This window comes from Halomicrococcus pelagicus (assembly GCF_050954125.1).
Genome location: NZ_JBPBWC010000007.1, coordinates 213,604 through 236,401, shown reverse-complemented (window position 1 = coordinate 236,401; position 22,798 = coordinate 213,604). Strand labels below are relative to the sequence as shown.

The window sequence follows — 22,798 nt, the reverse complement described above, 5'->3', positions numbered from 1 at the left end:
ATTGGAAATCTCGAACTGGCGAGCGAACGTGGACTGGTTCCATCTTCTCGGATTCATCCTGCGGCTAAAGCCGCAGGAATTCTCCTCGAAGCTCCATCACCCACTCCCGAAGCGACTCAAGTTTCGAGACTGGAAGCCGTAGTGTTTGCTGTACACGTGGTGCTTCAGGAGCGATTTAATGGGGGTAGGCATCTAACTTAGAGGAAGCATTACTCTCCTAAATGTTTTCTTCCGCTCAAATTGGCGCTGAGTCGTCCCCTTCTCTGGAAGTCAATCGCCGCTCGACATACGAATCCAAGCGATTGTTTCTGACGTGCCTATCTTCTGAACTCCCCGTTCATATAGCGAGATACAGTTGATGGAGTGTGATCCTCCACCTGGTGAACTAGTACGGGGAATGGGGTGCTGAGGGTGTTAATACGAATCCGTGTCCTATGTTCCCTCCAGTTGCAAGAAGTGAATGAAAACTACTGCACGCTGGAGATCGATGAGGGGGAACAGCTCTTCCGCGACGTCACTCCGAATCGAGGATACGATTCCTCATCGATGCACCTGTTTGACAAGTAATACGGTCGAATTAGATTTCAGACGTTACTTGAATCTCGACCAGCTTCATCTCCTCGCGTCTTGTCCTGTATCCGAGTGAGCCAATCCTCTTCCACCGATAACCTGTTACAGATATTCGTTACAGATATTCTTCTGGAGTCCCTATTGCAAATTTCTGCTACAGAAATCACATTTCTCTACAGGTTTTCACAGAAATCTGTGGCAGATACTACAGCGATCCACTACATCTATCGATTACAGATTATCGTCACAGATAGACGCTACAGATTCATGTCATAGATAACCGTCTCGGATATCTGGTATGGAAAGATGGTACAGACAAATTGGTTGGAGATGAGGTACATCCTATCCGTACATACAGTTAGTACAGAGATTCATTACTCACAATCCGAACAGACTAGTGTTATAGATGTCTGTAACAGATATCTGCAGTAGATGCCTGTAACAGGTATCTATAATATATATATCTGTAATAGATGTCTGACGCAGATTTATGTAATAGGAACCAGGTACAGACAATCAAGATGATAACCATCGTAGTTTATTCAGAATCTGGCGGAACGTATAAAACGACGCTCACCGCCAATCTGGCTGTAGCGTTAGAACGGATGGGCCTCGATGTATTGGCTATCGACCTCGATCCACAGGAAGGCAATCTAACGAGCCTCTTCGACCTCGGTGAACACCGCAGCGACTCCGAAGCGGACAATCTCGTCAAGCATATCCTGGAGATGCCGGATGGATCCTTCGAGAACCTCATCGAGACGAGCGACGAAGGCGTCGACGTCGTCCCAAGCCACGACATGCTCGGAGATTTCACGTCGAACCTCGAGCAGAAGATCTCCTACGAAACAGGGATGAAGAACATCAGCGAGGGCGAGTACCCTCGTTACGAACTCCTCTACAAGCTCCTGTGGGAAAAACAGAGTCTCAACGAAGAATACGACGCCATCCTCATCGACCCGAACGCCCGGGCCGAAGATCTACTGTATAACGCTATCTACGCGATGCGGACGCTCGTTGCGCCCGTAAAACCGGCTGGCAAAGGTAGTCTGAGTCTCGACGGCCTCGAAGACCTCGTCGGGAATATGCAGACCGACCTCGATATCGGCATCGGCCTTTCATGCGTTGTTCCGTCGGGCGTCCGTCGGACGAACGCCCACCGACAGTATCTACGCCGTTTCGAAAATAGCGATGAATTCGATACTCCGGTCGTCATCGGCGACCGTGAAAGCATGATGGACGATATGTGGGAAGCCCGCGGGTCGGCGTTCAAGGTCATCGAGGAGCGCTGGAAGACCATCGACGACGATGGCAGCGGAGGAGGCAGCAAGCCTGGTGTTCGCGATGTTCGAGACCGGGAAGTCGAGACACTCACAGAGCTCTACCAGCTTGCAGCGTTTGTCGCGACCGATACCTTCGACGTCGACATCGATCCGGTGCTCGAACTCGATATTGACGACCGGGATACCAGAACCATCGATCTCCGTGATCAGGAGGAAATGGAGGTGACCGAAGCGTGACGGGGTCGTTCAAGTCCGGGTCCGGCGACCTTGACTTTGGAGGAGGAGACGACGATACTGACGAGCCAAACGAAACAGCGGACCCAGATCAGGACCAGAACGACGTCGAGGACGAAGGAGGGATGGACAAGACTCCCTCAAGCCGGGAGAAATCGTCGAAAGAGACGTCGGGTGACCAGGCTGAGCAGTCGAGAACGACTACAGGACAGCAAGCTTCCACTGACTCAGATAATCAGTCGGGGTCAGAGCCAGCTGGGGATTCAGCGTCGGAGCAATATCCCTACTACGTTCGCCGTAGCAAGGTCGGAGATGAGAGAGACAAGCGAATCGAACTCCACGTCCGGAGTCAAGTGGCCAGCGACGAACCATCGTTCCGCGACCAACTTGCGAACGAGCTTGATGTCGATGAGGTCGCAAAGACGGATGCTCGAGAGGCAGCACTACTATTTGCATTTCAGAACCCAGAGGCCGTTGCTGAACTGATGCGTGACGAAGGATACGGCGTTATTGGCTAGTACTTTCCCTGTGTTCTTCCACATACTCTCAACGCTATCAAAACTAGCCTATAAACCACATCGTGATATAGGAACTACTGTGGCTAGACCGTGTCCTTGGTGACCACCACTACCCACTGGCAATCCACCCGGTCCCTCAAAAAGAAAAACGCCACGAACGTCCAGCCCGGCGGCACCGTTTCTATCCCAGTCGCCATCAACATCCCCCAAGTAGCCAATCAAAGCTCGGAGATTCAGCGCGAGTTAGGCGCGTCCGCCGGCCAAGTCGAGATGTTCGTCAACGTCACTATCCATCTGAGCGGAACCGTCAACGGACAACCGGTCGACCGAACGCGCCAGTCTCAGATTTCGATCCAACTCGGAACAGGCACGTACCAAGTGGCGTGGAACGGCCCCGTCACGAGCGAACACGAGAACACGCGCGTCGTCCAAGTGCCAGCAGCGTCCGGACCATTGCACGCCATCGGCGGCCCGCTACTACTTTTCGCCAGTCTGAGCGCTCTTGCCATGCTGATTGTCGTGCACGGTCGAGACGTCGTCTCGCTGTCCGATGCCGAACGAGACCGTCTCGCGTACAACGACGACAGGAGTGACTTCGACGAGTGGATTACCCCTATTCGCTTGCCTGACGAAACGCTGGACGGGCCGGAAGCGGAGGCAGCAAGCCTCCAAGACCTGGTTGAGTTCGCCATCGATACCGACAGCGCAGTCATCGAAGACGCCGACCGCGACGCCTACTTCGTGTTCCACGACAACGTCCGGTACGCGTACTATCCGTCCGAACCGGTGACCGACGCGACCGACATCAACGACAGTTCCCAGACGCTATTTGAGGATGTGCCGGGCGTCCTTCCGTCGAACACTGTTGAAGAAGAGGAGCCGCGCGAAGAGTAGGAGCTCGTGCTTCTGGAAAGTCCGGTCGACCGAGCACAGAGCCTGCACCGGTGCTGCGAAAGCACTGCGACCAGCTACAGTGAATCACCGGCATCCTATCTTTTTAGAGGTGGACCAAGGCGAGTGCCTCGGGGTCGTTCGAGAGAGCGAAGCTCTCTCGTGATGACGAGACGCCGACGGCGTCTCGATCCATGTGACCCCAAGGCAGTTCGCACGGAGAGACCCCGTCGTTTAGGGCGAGGAGGAGCTCACCGATGTGCGTAGGCGATTGTGAAGAATCCGATGCAGGCTCCACCAAGCACGAGACCGAGAACAAGAGCATCACTTGCCCTGAGCCAGATAGCTGGAGCTAATGGAAGGATGAGTACGCCACAGATGATTGCCGCTGCGCCAAGCCGTCTTGCCAAGTCACGGTCGGCGTCAGGGGTCGTAAGCAGCTCTCGTCGGTCGTGATATCGGATCAGCCAGCCGAGGATGATGCAGAGCCCCGCACAGACGATCACTGTGGCTGTTCCAATGACGCGCTCCGACACGTTGGCGATGACCGCTGCGGCGAGTGCCCACATTCCGACGCCACCTAGTCCAACGACGACCGCATTTATTTTTGCTGCCTCGTCATCGGTGACGTCGATTCCATAGAGTCGTCGAAGTTGACTCTGGGACTGCAATGAAAGAATCGCAGCGACTACAAAGAGAACGCCAGTCAGAGTGGTGAGCGCTGCGGCAACGCCGTCCGCATTCATATTTTAAAATATTACTCCAATTTGAAAAGTAATTGGGAGGTGGCCAGCACTGTGGCCTTTTCCTATTGGGGATTATATAATGATGGTAACATTTATCGCGCATCACTAACTTATTTTATATATAAATATCTATTCACTCAAACCGTCAGGCTATCTGGAGCTAACAGTGATGATAGCAGTTGTCCTTTCCCAGTTCCTACTGCTGTCCAGTTGACACGAGATCTTAGGTAGGATGACCACCAGTCATCTCGGCTTCCTCTCAATCCTCGTCATAAGGGCTTTGTCACACCCACTCTCGACATTCCGAACACGTCTAAGACCATGGTTACCATCCTCTTCATCGCTGGCCAGTGGGGACTCCCGATCATCATCTTGTTCGCTAACGAACCAGGTCTCTTCCTCTCCCTGGCTACTACTTTCTTCTTTAGCCTCACTTTCGTCACCCTCTTGTTCGGCATGGTATCTAAGACAACACTACAAAGCAATCGGGCTGACAGTGACCCGTCTGTCAGTCTCCCAGTTGACGACTGATGGCATCTATTTTCTCACCGTCTAGGATTCCTGCGTCTTCTGGCTCTGGAGGGTATCACCGATGTACAGTTTGTATTCTTCCCTAGCTTTCGCCTCACAATCACTGGAACTATCCCAATTCAGAAGGGCAGCCAGGGCATCATGGTAAGATACAGCCTTTATTTGTTATCGTATTTATGTCAGTGCTGTTCGCCGGGATTCTCGCATTATTATGGGAGAGGACAACGCGTGAATCTGGACTCCCGGCGTTTGTAGTCGGCGGAACTGTCTTTGCCATCTGGCAGTTCGTTCTTGGCGAACCGGCGCTATTCGGTGAGGGTACAATGGAGTCGGCGGTCCCGGCGACAGCTGCTGCGCTTCTCACAATCGTTGGTATCAGTATAGTTGGTAACGGTGAGCCGATTACCGTTGAGCGTCTCCAGGACGACCAACGGTCCGACCCACCAGATACGACGCCGGCTGACGACTAACTACTGTTACCCTGATGGACGACGAGCGTGGAGAGCAGTATATTCGGGAGATATACAGCGAGCGTGTTCGCTCGCAGTCCTGGCGGCATCCTCACACCCGAGAGGATTCCAGATCTAACACGAATCATAGCTAGCGACTGACGACGACTCTGGGCCGCCGGTCGATGTTGGTGACCGGCGGCGTGTCGAAATCGAAGATATTGGTGAGCAAGGCGACGGTATTGCGCGGGTCGAACGCGGCTATGTAATTATCGTCCCGGAGACCGAGCGAGGCGACCACATCACTGTCGAAATCACCGAAGTCAAACCGAACGTGGCATTCAGTGAGGTTATCGAACAGACCGTCGAAGAACAAGCAGTCGCCGAGGAAGCTCCCTCGTCCTACTCGCTCGCTTGTGCTCGTTCGGTGAGCCGGAGCTCGCCGTCGACTTCGTAGAGATGGCCGCGGAGCAGGAGTCGTTCGAGGATATCGTCAGCGGCTGGCTGGCTGAGGTCTTCTTCCTCGGCGAGGATTGTGTAGGCGCGGTCGTAGCTGAAACTCTCGTTTGCAGGGACGGCCGCAGAAAGCGCGTCACGGGCATCCTGGGCGAGTGGGGGAAGCCGAGGAGCGTCTGCGCTATTAGAGGCCATGATTGTGAATCTCTCAACTAGCATAATAAAGTCTCGGGACGAACCTCCTCTTCAGATGCATCAGCGGTTAGTATAGAATTCTAACCAAGGACTGCATCAAATACAGAGCAAGAATTGCGCAACCGCGCCCATCGTTTCTTCGCCTCTTCAGTCGCTTCCCTGGTGCTATCTATCTGCGAGGAGAGAATCCCGCCGTTTCCGGCGGGCGTGAAGCCGACAACTCCTTCACAACCCACGCATCAACCCTCATGCGGAGATTGAAGTCGTATCGGTTCAAAATATAACGTACACCGAGGCGGTCACACCGCCCACTCAATTGCACACTATCGGGACTCCGAGACCCAGACCGTTCGAGACACCCTCTCGAACCGCTGTGGTGTCTCGGTCAGCAAGATACCTCCGAGTCCCATGCCGGGATAGGAGTACCGGCGGTGTGGCCCCGCCATCGACCCGTCATGCCGACGGGTCGGAAACCAGCAACTATCCCACCCCAGCGGTGCGGTGCCGTGGGACGCCTCGCCGGTTACGGCGAGGAGGAGGTCACACATCTGTTCTCCGCAAGAGCGAAATCAGTTTGCAAGAAACCTGTTCAGTTCACTAAATTCGTCAGGTGAAAGAATGACCTCGGTAGCAAACGCATCGAATCGTTCGAAGTCGTTATCAATCGTCAGAACCGTGTTCACTCCTTCATCGATTGCTACCTGTGCATAGTATCCGTCCCATCCACCGATATTCGCAGTGCGTGCGTGAGCGAGTCCGTCGCGCACGATTTCTTCGGGTAGTCGGTCGCACCAGTGAATTCGCTTCGCGTCCATGAAATTCTGGAGCAACCGAGACGCGGCTGCATTCGATTGTCCGTAGTACGTCGTGAGGACAGTGTGTGCTCCGAACAGCGCAGGATACGGAACAACGGCATCTATCTCACCAGCAATAGCATCTCGGACGTACGAGAGCGCAGCACCTCGAACCGGGGTCTCTGTGTGTGCGAGGGCGATTACGCCGACGTCAAACAAGTATGGGCCGCCCGCATCACTCATTGCTGTCGTTCTCCGCTCCTCGCCGAACAGCGTCTCTGTGTTTCTGGGCGATCGGATCAACGCCTTCGTCAAGCGGAGTCGTCTCCCCACGCTGGGTCGCTGTTTCCGCGACGAGTTGCTCCATACGGTCGATAATCTGTTCCGGGTTATCTTCGGGCTTGACGACCGCCTTCCCGTCTTCCTCGCGGATTTCGACTTCGGTACCGGGAGTAATACCGAGGCGTTCTCGTACCTCCTGTGGAAGAACGATTCGCCCTTTTGAATCCACCTTCGCCATATTCCCACTTTGAGTGGGAACAGATAAAACTGTTTTGACGGAGTCACTGATTTCACCCCCTATTTCCGCGTGACAAGCTATCATCCCAGCAACTATTAGGAGGACCCCAGATGATAACAAGGAATAGCGGAACCGCCCGAGTTTGATCTCCGGGTGGAAGACAAGGGATCGCTGTTCAGTGACAGCCTCGCCCGCCGTAAACGCCGGGGCCTCCAACACAGTTGGGAGACCAGTTAGTCACCACTGGCTGAGGGGTTCAACAATGACGTGTACGACGTTCTCTGCCGCCTGCTGCTCGTGTACGCTGACGCCCACGAAGACACCTCGAGGTCGATGTCAACCCTGAAACCTACCGCTGAGAAGTGACACCTATCCGAGAAGAACCCTTGCTTCCGGTTCGCTCTCAAGCCCTTTGAAGCCATTACCCTATTGAATATCCAAGCTTTTTTACCGGAAAACTTATTCAGACTCTGATACCATATGGGTGGAGAAAACACCACAAATCCGACCCATCATATGAACCGTCGAAACGTGCTCACAGCACTCAGCTCCGCAGCAGTAACCAGCCTTGCTGGCTGCAGTAGCTCAGGCTCCTCGAACTCGGAGCCCGACACGCCCGACGAACCCGGACAGGCTACCAGCAAAAACGGCGATAACCCCGGGACAGAAACCACCACGACGAGCGAACCGCCAGCCTACACCAAAGACACGGGAAGCATCCCGCACTCACTCACCAACGCAGCAAACACCCACTATAACGAAGAGTTCGCCGGCCCCAGCGTCGACGCAACCACAGCGTGGACAGCCGACACAAGCCACGATACCAACGTCGTCGTCAAAAACGGCATCACCTACACCCTCAACCCAGACGTCCGTCTCAAAGCATACACAGCAGACGGGACGAAAAACTGGGAAGCCGAGTTCGACGTCAAATACGGCCCATACGTCTTCGACGATGTTGTCGTCGCCGTAGGCGAACAACAGATCGTCGGTGTCAACGTCGATGACGGCAGTCGTGCGTTCATCAGCACCCCAGAGTTCAACGATGGGAGCGCCGCCCCTCGTCCCGAACCCTTCCACAAAGAGGGGAACAAACTTTTCCTTCTCGCACAGACTTCGCTGTCGGACTCAGCCATCTTCACGTTCGACGTCGAACAACAATCGCTCGTCAACGAGTCCACTAAGTTCACCAAGATCGGACAGCCCACCGTCGGTGGTGGAAAAGCGTTCATCCCAGTCGATCAGGGACTTTCCGCTCTGCTTCGAGCGATCGACCTCGAATCCGGGGAAAAAGCGTGGACGCTCGAGATTCCTGGCGACCTCGCACTCAACGAGTATCGCGACACGTAGCCTGCCGCTATTTCCTGGCTACAACAAAACTGAGTCCAGCAAGTACTATCAGGGCGGGGAGGACGACATATCACACCCCAGTCTGGTCGGTCGTCGTTCCGGTCGTGGTCGTTGTTGTCGAGTCTGCGGCTGTCATTCCCGTTGCGAGTAGGCCCAGCGCGACGAGTCCGACGAGGAGTGTCGTCTTCGAGAACGATATTTTCACGGCTATATATAGTCGCTACAATATAACGGATAAAATAAGTCTGTATCGATATTGCGTTAAGATACGAAGACAGGATGGTGAATTTTTGGTACTCGACTCAGAAACCGACGGTTTTCTAAGTACGCATCCACCAGTAGGCTATTTTATAAATTATGCCCACTGAAGCCACCATGCAATACCTAGTAACATTAAGCCGATACCGAGAGTGGAAGTCGCAGGCTCAGGAATGAGAAAAAGGATAAATCCGAGTCCGATGAGTATCGTCGGTTCCACTTCCTCCATGTGATCCGAAATGGCCATAGTTCCGTTAGTCGGTCTATGAACAAAGAGTTGTTGACCCCCATTTCTCAAACAGCCCTTCAGATGAGACAGAGTGTGTATCTAGCAGGAGCGAATCTCCTACGAACACTGCGAATGAATCGCTATCCGACCACAAGATGGTCGGCCAACTGACCTGCATCGACGATTTGGAAACTGCTCCTGCCGCTGTTCATGAATCGGGTGACTCGCTTACCTACTGGGGTGACAGCGCCAACGACGGGACAACCGTGTACTGCTGATGAAGTCCGACAACGGCGTGTTCGACGCCAACGTTGATGGCTTCCGCCATCTGTTGCTCGTGTACGCTGACGGCCACGTCGACACGAACAATGTCGATGCCAACCTCTGAACTTCATATGAGAAATATAAACGCCACCATCGACGTGTTCCCGTAGGTAGCCCTGTCGATACGAGACGGCAGCCGAGCCGACGGTCGATAGTGCACCGACGCAGTCAGCAGCGGCCAATGCGGCTGCCATCCGCGCTCGCCTTACTCCACCAGCTGAGCTTTGGGGAATTGGTAACTCCCGTTGAGAATCGCCTCGCGCGGATCGTACAGTCGAATCGTGTAGCTCCAGCCCTCTGGCGTGTAGAGAAAGTTCAGTTGGTCGGGGTCGCCGCCGAAGTGAATCGTGACACTGCCGTCATCGGCTCGCTCTGCGGTCACGTTGTTGATCGAGTATGCGTCGTACTTGTTCGCCTCAAGATACCAGTTACGGTTGTAGACGGTGACCGACCAGAACCCGTCGACGGGGACGTCGTCAACGGTGAGTGTATATGGCGTGTCGCCGTCGTTCTGCTTGGGAGTTCGCCACAGGAATAGCGTGTCTGACTCTGGCATTCCGCCCCATGCGATTGCGGTGCCGAGGAGATGCTTGATGGGATTGACCTCGTCGGCTTCGCCGTATGTGTTCCGCGTGTTGTCCATCGTTTCTCCGACTGTGATGAGTGCGTCACGGATTTGTTTGAGTGATTGCTGGTCCCAATCGGGGATCTCGAAGGTCGTGACCGACGCATCCTGATTCGCTGCAATCTCGTCTTGGGCTCGTCGAGCTTCCTGGACATCGTCTGGATCCTCGGGGTCGAGGAAGGTGCGGAATACGACCATACAGTACCGCGTTCCGATTGCATCCTGTGTCAACGTGAACTCGCCGGAGGTGGTGGATGACTCCGTCACGTAGTGATCTTGATTGATGACTATCATCAGCTGGTAGCGGTCACCGGTATCGGGTTTCGTGATGGTGACCGGCTCGGTCAGGTCGAAAACACCAGCCGAGTAGAGCGTGTCGCGATTCATCTGGATGACGTTCTGTTCGTCGATAGGAATGAGATTTCGGTGGTGATAGAATTCTCCGAACCCGCCCAAGTCGACGTAGCTCTGGAAGTACGTGTCAGATTCTGCGCGCGTGTAGTTGTCCCACGTGACTGGGACTGGATCATTATTTTCGTTAGTCTGTTGTCGGGTCTGTTGGGCGTTCAACCCCAAGAAGCCAGAGTCCTGAGAAGCGTTGGTGCTGCCGACGCCCATTCCAAGTAATCCCGCGACACCCACCCCTCGAAGCGCGGACCGACGGGTTGCCCGCATTGATTCGGAATCTAAGTCAGTTGACGTATCGTGTGTCTCGTTACTCATGGTTGGTACCTGTTTTTCTCTGGCGCGGTGTCCAACAGCCCTACCCCCACCCAACTCCCACTCTCGTACGACAATCCCTCATAAATAGATGATGGTAGTAAAATATAATTTTCTTGTATAATAGGGGTGGAAGCTATTGACTGGCCTCTTTAGCCGGAATCCGAAATAGATTCTCTCGGCACTGAGCAACCAAACCTCCCTTCTGTTCAAGACTGCGAGCCTGCTTCACTCGTTCGTCCTATCTTGCAGCGGCTCACCGAGTTGCCGAGCTGCTGTCACAAACATTGTGCTGAATATAGAGGATAAGTTCAGCATATTACCATCGGTAGAAGAGAGCAGACGAGTCAGTATTCGATATCGCGGCGATTCAGTCGCCTGAAGCGTCAAGACCGATATCCGCGCGTTTGCCTCACTCCACCGGCTGGGCTTCGGGGAACTGATAGCTCCCGTTGATGATTGGCTCGCGCGGTTGGTAGAGCCGGACGAGATAGCGCCATCCCTCTGGCGTGTAGAGGAAGTTCGGCTGGTCGGGGTCGCCCCCGAAATGGATCGTGACACTGCCGTCAGCGTTCCGCTCGGCGGTCACGTTGCTCACAGTGTAGGCATCGTATTTGTTCTTTACAAAGGACAGGCGACTGTTGTAGACGCTGATCGACCAGAACCCGTCGACCGGGACGTCCTTGACAGTGAGTGTGTATGGCGTGTCGCCGTCATTCTGGTCGAGAGTCCGTTGGAGAATTACTGCTTCCGACGGTTCCGGGACGCCAGTCCACCCTGACGCACTGGAGATGAAAAATTTCACAGGGTCGACCTGGCCGACGTCACCGAATGCGTCCGACCAGTTGTCTATCGTGTAATAGAGTGTTCTGAGCGCGTCGTCGATCTGTTTGAGTGATTGCTGATCCCAGTTGGGAATCTCGAACGACCCAGCCGATGATTGCACCACGCCGATCTGATCCTGGAGTTGACGGACTTGTTTCACATCGGCCGGGTCGTCAGCGTCGACGAACGTGCGGAATACGATACCAGCATACTGCGTGCCGATCTGGTCCCGCGTCAATGTGTACGTGCCAGGTTCGGTAACGCTCAGCTTCACATATTGATCCTCATTCTGGACATTCATCGACTGATATCGGTCACCGGTCTCTGGTTTCGTGATAGTGACGGGCTCGGTCACATCGAACACCCCGAGTGAGTAGAGTGAGTCACGTTGCTCACCGATGCCCAACTCACTCTTTGCACCGATGGGAGAAAGATTTCGGACATGATAGAACTGTCCAAACCCGCCCTTGCTGACGATTGACTGAAATGAAGCATGACAGTAGGCACGTGGGAAGTTCGCCCATGTCACCGGGACTGCAGTGGTATTGTCCGTCGTCTGTTGCTCGGCTTGGTTGGTCGTCTGTGTCGGTGTGTCTTGGTGAGCGCTGGCACTACCGACGCCCATCGCGAGTAAGCCGGCGAGGCCTGCCCCGTGAAGTGCGGTTCGACGTGTTGCCTGCAGCGGTTCGAATTCCGTTTCAGTCGTTTTGTTGTGTGTGTCTTTGTTCATGGTTCATACCTCGTCCGCTCAAGCGTTTCCCAACAGTACTGCCCACCCGACTCTCACTCTCCTACGACAACGCCAGATAAAGAGATGATGGTAGTATTGCACAAGTTATTAATATAATTATATTGTCGGATGTTGGACGACTAACTTAGCCGGAATCTGAAAGAGATTCTCTTGACACCGATCCATCTCGATATCGTAGGCGTGCTTCATTCGTGCCCTCTATTCAACACGCCCGCAGAAGCCTATCACCGGTTGGCGGTTGCGATAGGGCCGTACAGAAGAGACTCCGCCACACGATCAATCGAAGATTCAGTTAGTCGAGAGAGGGTGTATTTACCACGACCGGTAGTACGTGACAGCAGACGAGTTACTGTTTACCACCGCAGTGACGGAATTGCAAGCGGACAGACGGCTGCTATCCGTCCGCTTCCCTCACTCGACGGGTTCAGCTTCGGGGAACTGATAGTTCCCGTTGATGATTGGCTTGCGCGGTTGATAGAGCCGGACGATATAGTGCCATCCTTCTGGCGTGTAGATGAAGTTCGACTGGTCGGGGTCGCCCCCGAAATGAATCGTGACACTGCCGTCACCGGCTCGCTCTGCGGTTACATTGTTGACCGAATACGCGTCGTACTTGTTCTCCTCGAGGTAGAGGTCGCGGTTGTAGACGGTGACCGACCAGAACGCGTCGACGGGGACGTTCTGGACGGTGAGCTCGTATGGGGTCTGACCGTCGTTCTGGGCGGGAATCCGTTGAAGGAAGAGCGCTTCCGACGGCTGCGGGACTCCGGTCCACCCCGACGGACTGGCGACGAAATATTTCACCGGGTCGACCTGACCGACGTCACCATACGCGCCCGAGAAGTTCTCGAGCGTGATAAAGACGGTCGTGAGCGCGTCGTCGAGTTGTTTGAATGATTGTTGATCCCAGTTGGGAATCTCGAACGAGCCAGCCGATGCTTGTTCGACGCCGATCTCATCTTGGAGTTGCCGGACTTGCTTTACATCGTCCGGGTCGTTGGGGTCGACAAACGTGCGGATCAGGACGCCAGCATATCGAGTCTCTACCAGATCTTGTGTGATCGTGTACGTGCCAGGTTCGGTGACGCTCAGTTTCACATATTGATCCTCGCTCTGGACATTCATTGACATGTATCGGTCACCGCTGTCTGGGAGCGTGATGGTGACTGGCTCGGTCAGATCGAACACCCCGAGTGAGTAGATCGTGTCTTGATTTGCCTCGACGTCCAGCTGTTCCCCGACAGGAGTTATATTTCTGAAATTATAGAGCTGTCCAAACCCGCCCTTGTCGACGGCAGACTGAAACGAATTATGACAGTTGGCGCGTGGGTAGTTCGCCCACGTTACTGGGACCGTATCGTTATCTGTCGACTCTTGTTCTCGGCGCTGTTGATCGGTCGAGATTGAGGAATTCTGGTGGGCGCTGGTACTGCCGACTCCCATCGCAAGTAAGCCGGCGAGCCCTGCTCCTTGAAGCGCACTTCGGCGGGTTGCCCGTAGCGGTTCGGAATCCGATTCTACGTCAGCCGGTGCGTCGTGTGTCTCGTTGGTCATGGTTTCTGGTTTTCTCTCACGTGGTATCCACAGCACTGCCCCATCCGCTCGCGCATTCGGCACATGCCTATAAAGAAATGATGGTGGTAAAACATAAGTTACTTATATAATCGTGGTGAGAACTGTCAGACAACCGATTCAGCCGAAATCCAAAATAGAGTCTCTCGGCACCGAACAAACCAAGCCTCTTCTATTCACGATCGCGGCCGTACTTCATTCACGCCCCGTAATCAGCAGTAACTGACTGTATTACCAGACTGCCGCCAAGAGCGCCGTGCTGAAGACAGCGGATGAATCGGTTAACTAGACTACTGGCAGATACGTGAACAGATGCGGCGATACGAGATAGACGCTAGTTTTCTGGCTGTTGAAATTCTGGCTGATAGGCGACGGTTCCGTCCACGCCATCTAACGCTCCTTCGTGTAACGGTTTGACCATGAACCCTTCGTCGGCACCGTACTCGTTGCCGAGCCCATACTCGCTCGCCTCTTCGAAGCCAAACTGAGAATAGTACGCGCGGTCACCCAACACGACTACCGCGTCGACGCCGGCGTCACGACACTTCGCTAAACCGTGCTGAATCAGCAGTGACCCGACCCCCTCGTTTTGATTCTCCGGTCGGACGCCGACTGGTGCTAATCCAACCAAATCAACGGTTCCGCCATGATCAGCCACAGTCGTTGGAGAAAATAAGATGTGTCCCACAATTCGGTCATCGTCGACCGCTCCAGCGAGACAACGGCCTTGTCAGCGTCATGTAATCGCTGCACAATACGTGCCTCATCGGTTCGCCCGTCGAAGGCACGTCGATGCACCTCGAAGACGGCATCAGCATCACCACCACTAAAAGGTCGTATCTGCATGAGGTGTCCTCTCGTGTTAGACGACGACTCCCGACATCAAGAACGTCTTGAATCCGCTTGGCACTGAGCTTGTCTGGTTCTCACCTCCGGCGACGCCGTCGGTCTCTCCGTTCGGTAGTAGTGGCTGGCGTGCACGTTCTATTCAGCAATCGCTGATCGAACGACCAGCACTCAGCCACGACTGGACTGCCGAAGACAGCGGAGACATGCAGCAGGCCACCTGTCTGGCCGGAGATGAAGTGAGAAGCCGTCACTCCTCGGCAGGGACGACTTGGGGCATGTCATACGAGCCATCGACCAGCGACCAGTGAGGACCATAGAACCGGGCCGCAAAGCGCATGGCTCCATCGGGGGCTGGCAGCCAGTTTTGTGCCTTCTTGGGATCGTCCGGTTTCTCAGACTGGACATAGATGACCAGTTCGTCGTTTTCGGTGTGCAACAGTCCTTCCTCGAGCATGAAGCTGTTAATGCTGTAGCGGTCGAGTTCGTTCTCGACGAAGTAGCCCTGCGCGTCGTAAATCGGAATTGACCAGAATTCGGTGACCGGCGGCAGGTTGTCGAGGTCGAACGTGATGGTGTACCGCGTCGACCCGTCCAATGGGTCGCCGCTCGCGTCAGTGAATCGGAACCCAGCGACGTGTGATTTGGGCGAGTCAGGGCCCGCATAGCCGAAGTCGGCCATGACGGCTCGGGTCAACCAGTCGGTTCTGAAATCCCCCGTCGGCGCAAGGACTTGCCAGCCATTCATGTCGATCAAGCCCTCCTGACCGGTGGTCCTGACGCGCTCGAATCCGTTCTCGAATCCGGTGGTCAGCGCTTCCTGTACGTTGTTGTCGAGGGCGGGCCAGTCAAACTCCTTCCCTGGGCCGATTCCGACCTCTTCTAACTGGTCGAGCATCGCAGCCTCCTTGAGTGAGTCGTCGATGAGCGGCAGGGTCGGGTCGTTGAGGACGAGGTTGAGGAGGGTGAAGAAGTCCTCGGCGGTCTGATTTTCGACCTGTTGGGTCGTGAGGTCCGCCATGCGTGGGACCGTCTCGTAGTTGCCGGGGATGACTGGCTGTTCCGCCCGCGGCACGCCCGCGTGGTCGTTGGCGAGCCATTTGCTGAGCGGGGTGATAGTCGTCTGATCCTGAAGTTCGTTGACATACTCGATTTCAGCTTCGTCCGTGGGGTCACGCAGCGCGTACCGGACTTCGGTGAAGAGACTCTTCGTCCCTGCTTGGACGACGTCGGTCGCGGCGAAGTCGCCCGGGATCTCGCCGTTATAGTCGTCCGGCAGTACCAGATATGACCGGGCGTCGGTACCGTTGAACTGATTCCCGGCGTAGAGGGGATAGATCCCGTACTGATTCATCAACTCCAACGAAAAGTAGCGGTCGGTAACCTCTGGCATCTCGATGACGATGGGTTCGTCCTGTAGATCGAGGACACCCTGCCCGTACAAGGTGGTGGCATTCGGACTGACGACAGCCGTGAAGTCGGCCGTGATCGGTTGGCCTTCATTGGGATAGTACAATCGATTGACGCCCACATAGACGTCGCTATCCTTCTTCTGCGTGTAGTTGAAGCGCGTCACATAGGAAATGACCTGCTGGAGGCCGTAGAGGTAGGCGTCTTCTGCGATCGATGCCACCATGGCATTCATATCGTCATCTGCTGACATTTGGTTCCGGGCTTGGTGGGCGCTGGCGCCGCCACCCATCGCGAAGATGCTGGCAAGGCCAGCCCCGCGAAGTGCAGTGCGGCGGGTTACCCGTAGCGGTTCGGAGTCCGATGCTGTGTCGGCCGGCGTGTCGTGTGTCTCATTACTCATGGTTGGTACCTGTTTTTCTCTGCTCGCCGCAGCAACAGTTCGCTGGGCCGTGGCGCTGTCAACACCCATCGCGAGTAAGCCGGCGAGGCCTACCCCTCGAAGTGCCGTTCGACGTGTTATCTGCAGCTGTTTGGAATCCTGTTCTGCGTCAGCCAGCGTGTCGTGTGGCTCGTTGGTCATGGTTGGCCCTTGGCCTGGTTTTCTCTCACGCGGTGTCGATAGCACTACCCCACCCAACTCCTACCCTCGTACGACAACCCCCTATAAAGAGATGATGGCATCAAAACATAAATTGCTTATATAATAGTGGGGGGGATTGTTGAACAGCCGATTTATTCACAAAACAGCCACACAGAACATGCCATCTAGTACTGTAGAAGAGAAGTCGGATGACAAAACGGTAGCATATTCTGATACTATTGATTGCGCTGGCTCTCACGTCAGCTTCGGTGGGGCCTCTACATTGAAGTCGACGGAATACTCAACGATACCCATCTACCGTGTTCTTAGGCTGGAACTGCTCGCCGTACTGTTGTTCAAGCCACTCCCAGGCGTGCGATCAGCCTTCGATTTGGAGTAGACGGGTCGCTGCGTTCGAGATTTCCGGAACCTGAGCGCCTTAATTCCGTTGTGTTCGGTCTGACATTGAAATTTCGTCGCTTCGGTATCCCCGCCCCTGAAAACCAGCCCTGCCGTGTCCTCGTGCTCCTGATGGCGCCACTTCTCGCGTGCCCCGTCAGCCGTCGCCGTGTGCGGCCTCGAACGCTGCGATGGCCCGCTCGCGGCGCTCGGCGTGGTCGACGATGGGAGCAGGATAGTCGGGCGCGATAGCGGCGCGCTCCTCGTCGACACCAAGCGAGACGAAGTCCTCTACGAAAGCGACGACATCATCGAATATCTCGACACCCACTACTGCTGACCACTGTCTCCACCACGTCGTCTGCTTCTGTCTGGTACGACCAGCCTCGAACATAGAGCCGGACTCCTAACCACCGTCACAACCGCTCAGCCGTCGAACGGCGCTGTTCTGCGTTGCACGACATTCGACCATAGTTCATAATCGGCGTTCACGCCCGGAAGAAGGACTGTAGGGTGTGTTCGAGACCGGAGTATGGTACGAGAGTAGGGGTGTGAGACTGCTGAGTGGGTGGGTGAGGATTTTCTGTAGACGTGAGGGCGACTACGTCTGGTGGTTTTGCTATCAGTGTGTGCACCCAGAAGTACGCGTTTCTATTCCTGTAATCGCCAGACGGGAACCGATTATGAAGATTAAACCCCGGATAATTCGAGTCACTGTGCGTGACGCCAGTCGCCACTAGCATCCGCAGACCGCGTCTCTCCCGCAATACCAGCGGATCCAGCCGATATACCGTCCCGTCGGGGCCGTTTCCTAGTTGCCATTTCACCCTCTCTTCACAGCTAATTAGCGGGCGTTCGGGCCGATTATGAACCTGGTTCGGCGGCGTGACGACGGGGGAGAACTCTCATAATCGGTTCTCGTCCCGCGGTTTTGATTCTGACTGAGCCAGTTGGGTTTGCCTGTTATAGAAATGCGAGGAGAAATTCCCGCCCTTTGGTCGGCGGAGATTGCTTGCAGAAGTAGCCACGTTCGAGCTGAGTATTCTAATACGTGATCCGGGCCGTAATCGATTGACGAATTATTTCAGTATCTATGATGAAGCGACGGCCGGATGAATCCACCCTATCGTTGGTTACCGACCCGAATGATACGACAGTGAAGGATATATTTATGTCGTTGTTTTGTCTATTCAGGTTAACTATGCTGTCCCCCATACTAGGGAACGAGTCTGCGAGAACTCCTCCGCAATTGTCTCCGGAGCCCCGGAGGTGGTGCCGATGAGTCGCGTCGACCGGTCGCGGCTCGGAACGTTCTTCGGCGTCCTCATCGGTCTCGTGGTCCTCTTCGCGGCCGTGTCGACGGTTACAAACATAGGGATGATCCAGCTGGCACCGCTCTACATGTTCACGCCGCTGGTGGCCGCCGCCGTCACCGTGTGGCGGAGCACTGTCTCGTTTTCGGCGATCGGCCTCCGACTCGGCCGCTATCGATGGCTGGCGGTGGCGGCGGTTGCCCCCATCGTGCTTGCATACGTCGTACTTGGACTGGCACTGGCAGTCCCCGGAATCACGTTCGACCCGGGGGCCGACCTCGTGCCAGGGCTCACCCTCCCGTCGGGTGTCCTCGGTACGCTCGCAGCGCTCGGACTGGTGTTGGTTCTCGGCGTGACCGTCAACGCGGTGCTGGCGTTCGGCGAAGAGGCTGGCTGGCGTGGGTATCTCCTCTGGGAGCTCGCGCCACTGAGTTTCTGGCGTGCCTCACTGCTCATTGGGGCAATCTGGGGCCTCTGGCATGCACCGATAATCATCGAGGGCTACAACTACCCGTCCTTCCCCGTGGTCGGCGTCGCCGCGATGACGGCTGCGACTATCACCTTCTCGTTCGTGTACACGTATCTGGTCGTCCGCGCCCGCTCCGTGTTGGCCGCGGTCTTCTTCCACGGCGTATTCAACGCCTCCGGCGGCTTGATCGTCGTCTATACAACTGCCGACACTGCCACCCTCTCGGAACTGATAGCGAGCCCCGTCGGCGTGGCATCGATGGTTGTGTTCCTCGCCGTCGCAGCACTCATCTACTACACTGGCACACCGGATCTCACCCGCTCGGCCGTCGGCGACGAACTACAGGCAGAGCAGGCCGAGTACCTCGGGGCGTGACCCCGAGGCGGTTCACCAGGTTGTCGTCATGGGCGTGTGCGTGGGAGGTGCGAGCAAGGTCAAGTGGTGTGATGAGGGGTGGCATCGGTTGTCTGTAGTATTGTTAGCAAGTCAATCAGTTTCGTGAGGTTAATTATAGATCGCTAACGACTCCTTGCGGGTTCAACCATGGTCAGACGATCTGCCGAGCTATTTCTCTGTCGATTATCGGCTTCTGCCAATCAACTTTGAGAGCTCACCATCGCTCTTTACCGGCGAAGAAATCGCGATTTCTGAAATCGTAGTTTCCAAAATCGGAAGTTCCCATGAGGAAGCGATGCAATTGGCTGTATGGCTCAATTCGTTGATCGAGACGTCGAACTCGATCAGCTCACAGACTGCTACGAGTCCGAGACCGCAGATCTCGTCGTGATTTACGGACGGCGTCGTCTCGGGAAGAGCGAGCTCGTTCGTCAGTCAATCGCTGACCGAGACGACGCAGTCTACTACCAAGCGGTCGAGTCAACGGCGCAGAACCAGCTCGAACAATTCGTCGATACCACCACCGCACGGTTCTCCTCATTGCGGAACATCCGCCGTAATTGGGAGGCTCTCCTCGAAGCACTCGGCGAGCAAGACGCTATCGTCGTCATCGACGAGTTCCCGTTCCTCATCGAGGAGGACGAATCGCTTCCCTCGCGGATTCAACGCGTTTGGGACATGGAACTCCAAGAGACCGAGACGACGCTCGTCCTCGTCGGATCCTCGATCAGCGTCATGGAGGACAAGGTACTCTCCGGAAGCGCACCGCCGTACGGTCGCCGGACGGCGACGATTGACCTCAAGCCCCTCTCCGCAGCTGATGCACGCCAGTTCTTCCCGAAGTACGACCCCGAGACCGCCATCACCGCGTGGTCGATCTACAGGCTGAGTAGGGCGAGTGCCTCGGGGTCGTTCGAGAGAGCTTCGCTCTCTCGTGATGACGAGACGCCGTCGGCGTCTCGAACCACGTGCCCCCGAGGGTGACGCCCGTCAAAAGATTCAACCTACCACGCCTCGTACCGTAGTTCAATGACCGTGACGCGGGTTAACGACCGTACTCCGAAGCGGTCATTCGGAGGTTTGGAAATGCGACATCTCTCAACACCCTGCCACGGCAGGTGAGACGGATGTTGTCGGGTCGTGGTGGAGCGACCGACCCTCACGGACACCAGCGAGGTATTCGGGTGTTACTTCCAACCGACCCGCAAGGGAAGGTCGAGGGGGATTAAATTCGCCTGCATCCGACCGCCCGTTTCTGGGCGCTCGGACAAAACGGTGAAGCCTCGGGGCGTGTCCCCGAGGTACTTCACGGCGGCACACCGTACTACCTCCAAACTATCGATCCGGAGCAGCCGCTGGGGACCAACGTTCAGCAATCGATCCTCTCGGAGCGCGGCCTCTTGTACTCAGAGCCGGAGTTCTTACTCCGGACCGAACTTCGGCAGCCGAACACGTACTTTAGCATTCTCCGCGCGCTCGCTCATGGGCGTCGGACCCCGAACGAGATTGGGGGCATGGCCGGCGTGGAGTCAGGATCGCTCAGCACGCACCTCCAGAAGCTTCGCCGGCTCCGCCTCGTCGAACGTCACATTCCCGTAACGGAATCGCCGACGGCCTCCAAGCGCGGCCGATATCGCATCGCCGCGCCGCTATTCCGGTTCTGGTTCCGGTTCGTATACGGGAATCAAGACCAACTTCGCATGCTCGGCGACGACGCCTACGACGAACTCGTTGCGCCCGAACTCCCGGATTACGTGAGTCCGTTGTTCGAACGCCCCTGCCAGCGATCGCTCCCAAATCTCATCGACCGCCGATTCCGTGACGTCGGGCAATGGTGGTTCAAAGGCACGAACTAGATGCTCTCGGCCTCACCAATGACGGACTCGTCGCGGGCGAGTGTAAGTTCACCTCCCAGCCCGTGAGTGAAGGTATCCTCGCCGATCTCGAACGTACGACGACGGAGGTGCGCTGGTCAGAGGAGCCAGCAGACGGGGAGACGCTATACGCCCTGTTCAGCCGCTCCGGGTACACCGACGACCTCGAACACGTCGCTGACACGCGCGATGACGTCCTCCTCTTTGACCTATCGGACGCCCTCTCATCAGGCATACAATAGCTAATCACTCCTCCGAGCGATGGAGTAGCGCCGATTTTTCGAACGAGACAACTGCAAGCAGGCGATGAGGCTCTGACTACTACGACTGGAATCGGTTGGGCTGGGCGGTACTCGGCGCGTACTGAAGGGTCCTGATAACGAAGGACGGAAGCCAATGTCACTAGCACTTGCGCATTTTGCGGTGGGGGCAACTGGGATGACCATCTTGTTGGCACCGCTCCCTGTTCGGGTGCGATTCAAGCGAACACTCATTCTACTTGGAGGAATATGGGCGTTGATCCCGGATATATACAAACTCGCACCAATCTACGAACTTGCACCGGCCGCTGCCGAACGGATGCACGCAATCCACGGCTCGGCGATCGCGAATCTGTTCTAGTTCCATCGGACACTCGATGTCCATGATCCGACCGACGCATACCTTGTGACCGTGGTAGCAGCTGGGAGCTGGATCGGCGTGACAGCGATAGTGGAGATGACGAGTATCCTGTGGGCGCGACTGCAGCATCGTCGTACCGAACGTCACAAGCAGGTCAGCGACTAGGACGTGGGTAGGGCAGTGAACCACCTTGGGGTCACAGCTCGAGGAACTTGGCTTGCTCTGCCTATAGAAACGGTGAGGTAGTGTTCGTGCGCAAGTCTTCCTGGGAGAGGGATTGGCGTTTCTCCTTCAGTGTCCCGTGACTACTCGACCTGTTCGAGCTTCTTAAAAGACCTCGCGCATTAGCTCTGGAGGCCGTCTTCAACGAGATGGTCGAAACCGAACGTTCAGCTGTCTATCAAATCGTGCAGTGCAGCACGAGAGCGGGTATGCAGACGACAGAAACAGTCTATCGGGGTCAGTCGACTGAATCGGTCGTGCGGTAAGCGGTTAGCCCTTTGATTGGTACGACTGTACCAACTCAACAAGCGCATACATAATAGCGAGAGTCCCAATTAGGAGTCCTATTGTCCCTAGTAATTGGTTTCGTGGGACGACAGTGGTCTGAGAGACCACCAATAGCGCGAGCAATATGACGAGAACAGCGAGGAGTCGATCGGTGCGGTGTGACATACGGAGCCATTTGTCCACGATTATAAATTGTTTGCTACTACCAGCTATAGCATCGAATACTGGATCTAGGATATCGGAACACACCTCTGTTCTACACCCTTCCAGAAACCTACTGAGATGCGTCAAAAGCAGTATGCTGAATAGCACTACTACCGATATCCATCAGCTGTCAGCTATCCAGGGCTTCAACAGGACCAGTAGATTCAATCTTCGTCTCTGTCATGTGGATTGTGGTCAGAAAGTGGTGCTACGATACGGCGGCGTGGCCGGATTGGCTAGGGCAGAGTCGGGCTGGCCGAGTGTACGACCGCCGTTCTCCGAGTTGTCGGCTGTTACGGTGAAATCTCGTAGCGCGCGAAATCAGTCATGTT

The 22,798-nt window shown here is 55.5% G+C and carries 19 protein-coding genes and 3 pseudogenes; 11 read left to right on the top strand and 11 right to left on the bottom strand.

The annotated features are described in order from the left end of the window. The 4 genes from ACRYA2_RS15025 to ACRYA2_RS15010 form a co-directional block, all read left to right on the top strand. The coding region (locus tag ACRYA2_RS15025; protein WP_433629687.1) for a hypothetical protein at positions 1–201 on the top strand (201 nt) is incomplete at its 5' end. Between the two features lie 890 nt (positions 202–1,091). Continuing rightward, positions 1,092–2,090, top strand: coding sequence for a ParA family protein (locus tag ACRYA2_RS15020; RefSeq protein WP_433629708.1), 999 nt, complete (start codon positions 1,092–1,094; stop codon positions 2,088–2,090). Further along, positions 2,087–2,605 carry a DUF7970 domain-containing protein gene (locus ACRYA2_RS15015; protein ID WP_433629684.1) on the top strand — a complete coding sequence of 173 codons (519 nt, stop codon included), beginning with the start codon at positions 2,087–2,089 and terminating at the stop codon, positions 2,603–2,605. Before ACRYA2_RS15020 ends, ACRYA2_RS15015 begins: the two co-directional genes overlap by 4 nt. 99 nt (positions 2,606–2,704) lie before the next feature. Further along, positions 2,705–3,499 (top strand): DUF5305 domain-containing protein, encoded by a 795-nt coding sequence (locus ACRYA2_RS15010; protein ID WP_433629681.1) that lies wholly within the window; start codon positions 2,705–2,707, stop codon positions 3,497–3,499. Between the two features lie 248 nt (positions 3,500–3,747). Here ACRYA2_RS15010 and ACRYA2_RS15005 read toward each other — a convergent pair whose 3' ends face one another. Further along, positions 3,748–4,242 (bottom strand): hypothetical protein, encoded by a 495-nt coding sequence (locus ACRYA2_RS15005; protein WP_433629678.1) that lies wholly within the window; start codon positions 4,240–4,242, stop codon positions 3,748–3,750. Positions 4,243–4,563: 321 nt separating this feature from the next. Here ACRYA2_RS15005 and ACRYA2_RS26650 point away from each other — a divergent pair, with 321 nt between their 5' ends. The 3 genes and pseudogenes from ACRYA2_RS26650 to ACRYA2_RS14990 all read left to right on the top strand — a co-directional run. Further along, the gene (locus ACRYA2_RS26650) at positions 4,564–4,773 is read left to right on the top strand and encodes a DUF8059 family membrane protein (RefSeq protein WP_472850129.1); all 210 of its coding nucleotides are present in this window, start codon (positions 4,564–4,566) and stop codon (positions 4,771–4,773) included. Between the two features lie 176 nt (positions 4,774–4,949). Then, complete coding sequence (locus tag ACRYA2_RS14995) at positions 4,950–5,243, top strand: hypothetical protein (protein ID WP_433629672.1); 294 nt, start codon at positions 4,950–4,952, stop codon at positions 5,241–5,243. Positions 5,244–5,379: 136 nt separating this feature from the next. Further along, positions 5,380–5,583 (top strand): annotated as a pseudogene (locus ACRYA2_RS14990) (TRAM domain-containing protein); the annotation flags it as partial. A 41-nt stretch (positions 5,584–5,624) separates the two neighbouring features. Here ACRYA2_RS14990 and ACRYA2_RS14985 read toward each other — a convergent pair. The 4 genes from ACRYA2_RS14985 to ACRYA2_RS14970 all read right to left on the bottom strand — a co-directional run bounded on the left by ACRYA2_RS14985 (position 5,625) and on the right by ACRYA2_RS14970 (position 7,187). Beyond that, positions 5,625–5,873, bottom strand: a complete 249-nt coding sequence (locus tag ACRYA2_RS14985) for a hypothetical protein (RefSeq protein ID WP_433629669.1) — start codon at positions 5,871–5,873, stop codon at positions 5,625–5,627. Between the two features lie 323 nt (positions 5,874–6,196). Next, a complete protein-coding gene (locus tag ACRYA2_RS14980; RefSeq protein ID WP_433629666.1) occupies positions 6,197–6,421 on the bottom strand; it encodes a hypothetical protein in 225 nt (74 codons plus the stop codon). 21 nt (positions 6,422–6,442) lie between these two features. Then, positions 6,443–6,910: a type II toxin-antitoxin system VapC family toxin gene (locus tag ACRYA2_RS14975; protein ID WP_433629664.1), complete on the bottom strand. Its 468-nt coding sequence runs from the start codon at positions 6,908–6,910 to the stop codon at positions 6,443–6,445. After that, positions 6,903–7,187 carry an AbrB/MazE/SpoVT family DNA-binding domain-containing protein gene (locus ACRYA2_RS14970; protein WP_433629661.1) on the bottom strand — a complete coding sequence of 95 codons (285 nt, stop codon included), beginning with the start codon at positions 7,185–7,187 and terminating at the stop codon, positions 6,903–6,905. Before ACRYA2_RS14970 ends, ACRYA2_RS14975 begins: the two co-directional genes overlap by 8 nt. A 480-nt stretch (positions 7,188–7,667) precedes the next feature. On the opposite strand from ACRYA2_RS14970, the gene ACRYA2_RS14965 reads away from it, so the two are divergent. Then, positions 7,668–8,537, top strand: coding sequence for an outer membrane protein assembly factor BamB family protein (locus ACRYA2_RS14965; RefSeq protein WP_433629656.1), 870 nt, complete (start codon positions 7,668–7,670; stop codon positions 8,535–8,537). A gap of 1,016 nt (positions 8,538–9,553) precedes the next feature. On the opposite strand, the gene ACRYA2_RS14960 is transcribed toward ACRYA2_RS14965, so the two are convergent. From ACRYA2_RS14960 to ACRYA2_RS14935, 6 genes are all read right to left on the bottom strand, one after another. Further along, a complete protein-coding gene (locus ACRYA2_RS14960; protein WP_433629705.1) occupies positions 9,554–10,591 on the bottom strand; it encodes a DUF1214 domain-containing protein in 1,038 nt (345 codons plus the stop codon). 514 nt (positions 10,592–11,105) lie between these two features. Then, entirely contained in the window at positions 11,106–12,248 is a 1,143-nt protein-coding gene (locus ACRYA2_RS14955) for a DUF1214 domain-containing protein (protein WP_433629653.1), read from the bottom strand. A gap of 432 nt (positions 12,249–12,680) precedes the next feature. Continuing rightward, positions 12,681–13,886, bottom strand: coding sequence for a DUF1214 domain-containing protein (locus ACRYA2_RS14950; RefSeq protein WP_433629650.1), 1,206 nt, complete (start codon positions 13,884–13,886; stop codon positions 12,681–12,683). Positions 13,887–14,175: 289 nt separating this feature from the next. After that, positions 14,176–14,529 carry a GNAT family N-acetyltransferase gene (locus tag ACRYA2_RS14945; protein ID WP_433629647.1) on the bottom strand — a complete coding sequence of 118 codons (354 nt, stop codon included), beginning with the start codon at positions 14,527–14,529 and terminating at the stop codon, positions 14,176–14,178. Positions 14,530–14,937: 408 nt separating this feature from the next. After that, on the bottom strand, positions 14,938–16,680 hold the full coding sequence (locus ACRYA2_RS14940) for a DUF1254 domain-containing protein (protein WP_433629644.1): 1,743 nt from the start codon (positions 16,678–16,680) through the stop codon (positions 14,938–14,940). Between the two features lie 556 nt (positions 16,681–17,236). Continuing rightward, positions 17,237–17,410: a hypothetical protein gene (locus ACRYA2_RS14935; protein ID WP_433629710.1), complete on the bottom strand. Its 174-nt coding sequence runs from the start codon at positions 17,408–17,410 to the stop codon at positions 17,237–17,239. A gap of 947 nt (positions 17,411–18,357) precedes the next feature. On the opposite strand from ACRYA2_RS14935, the gene ACRYA2_RS14930 reads away from it, so the two are divergent. The 3 genes and pseudogenes from ACRYA2_RS14930 to ACRYA2_RS14920 form a co-directional block, all read left to right on the top strand. After that, entirely contained in the window at positions 18,358–19,236 is an 879-nt protein-coding gene (locus tag ACRYA2_RS14930; protein ID WP_433629642.1) for a CPBP family intramembrane glutamic endopeptidase, read from the top strand. A 330-nt stretch (positions 19,237–19,566) separates the two neighbouring features. Beyond that, positions 19,567–20,139 (top strand): annotated as a pseudogene (locus tag ACRYA2_RS14925) (AAA family ATPase); the annotation flags it as partial. Positions 20,140–20,561: 422 nt separating this feature from the next. Beyond that, a pseudogene (locus ACRYA2_RS14920) lies at positions 20,562–21,373 on the top strand (ATP-binding protein); the annotation flags it as partial. Between the last annotated feature and the right edge of the window lie 1,425 nt (positions 21,374–22,798).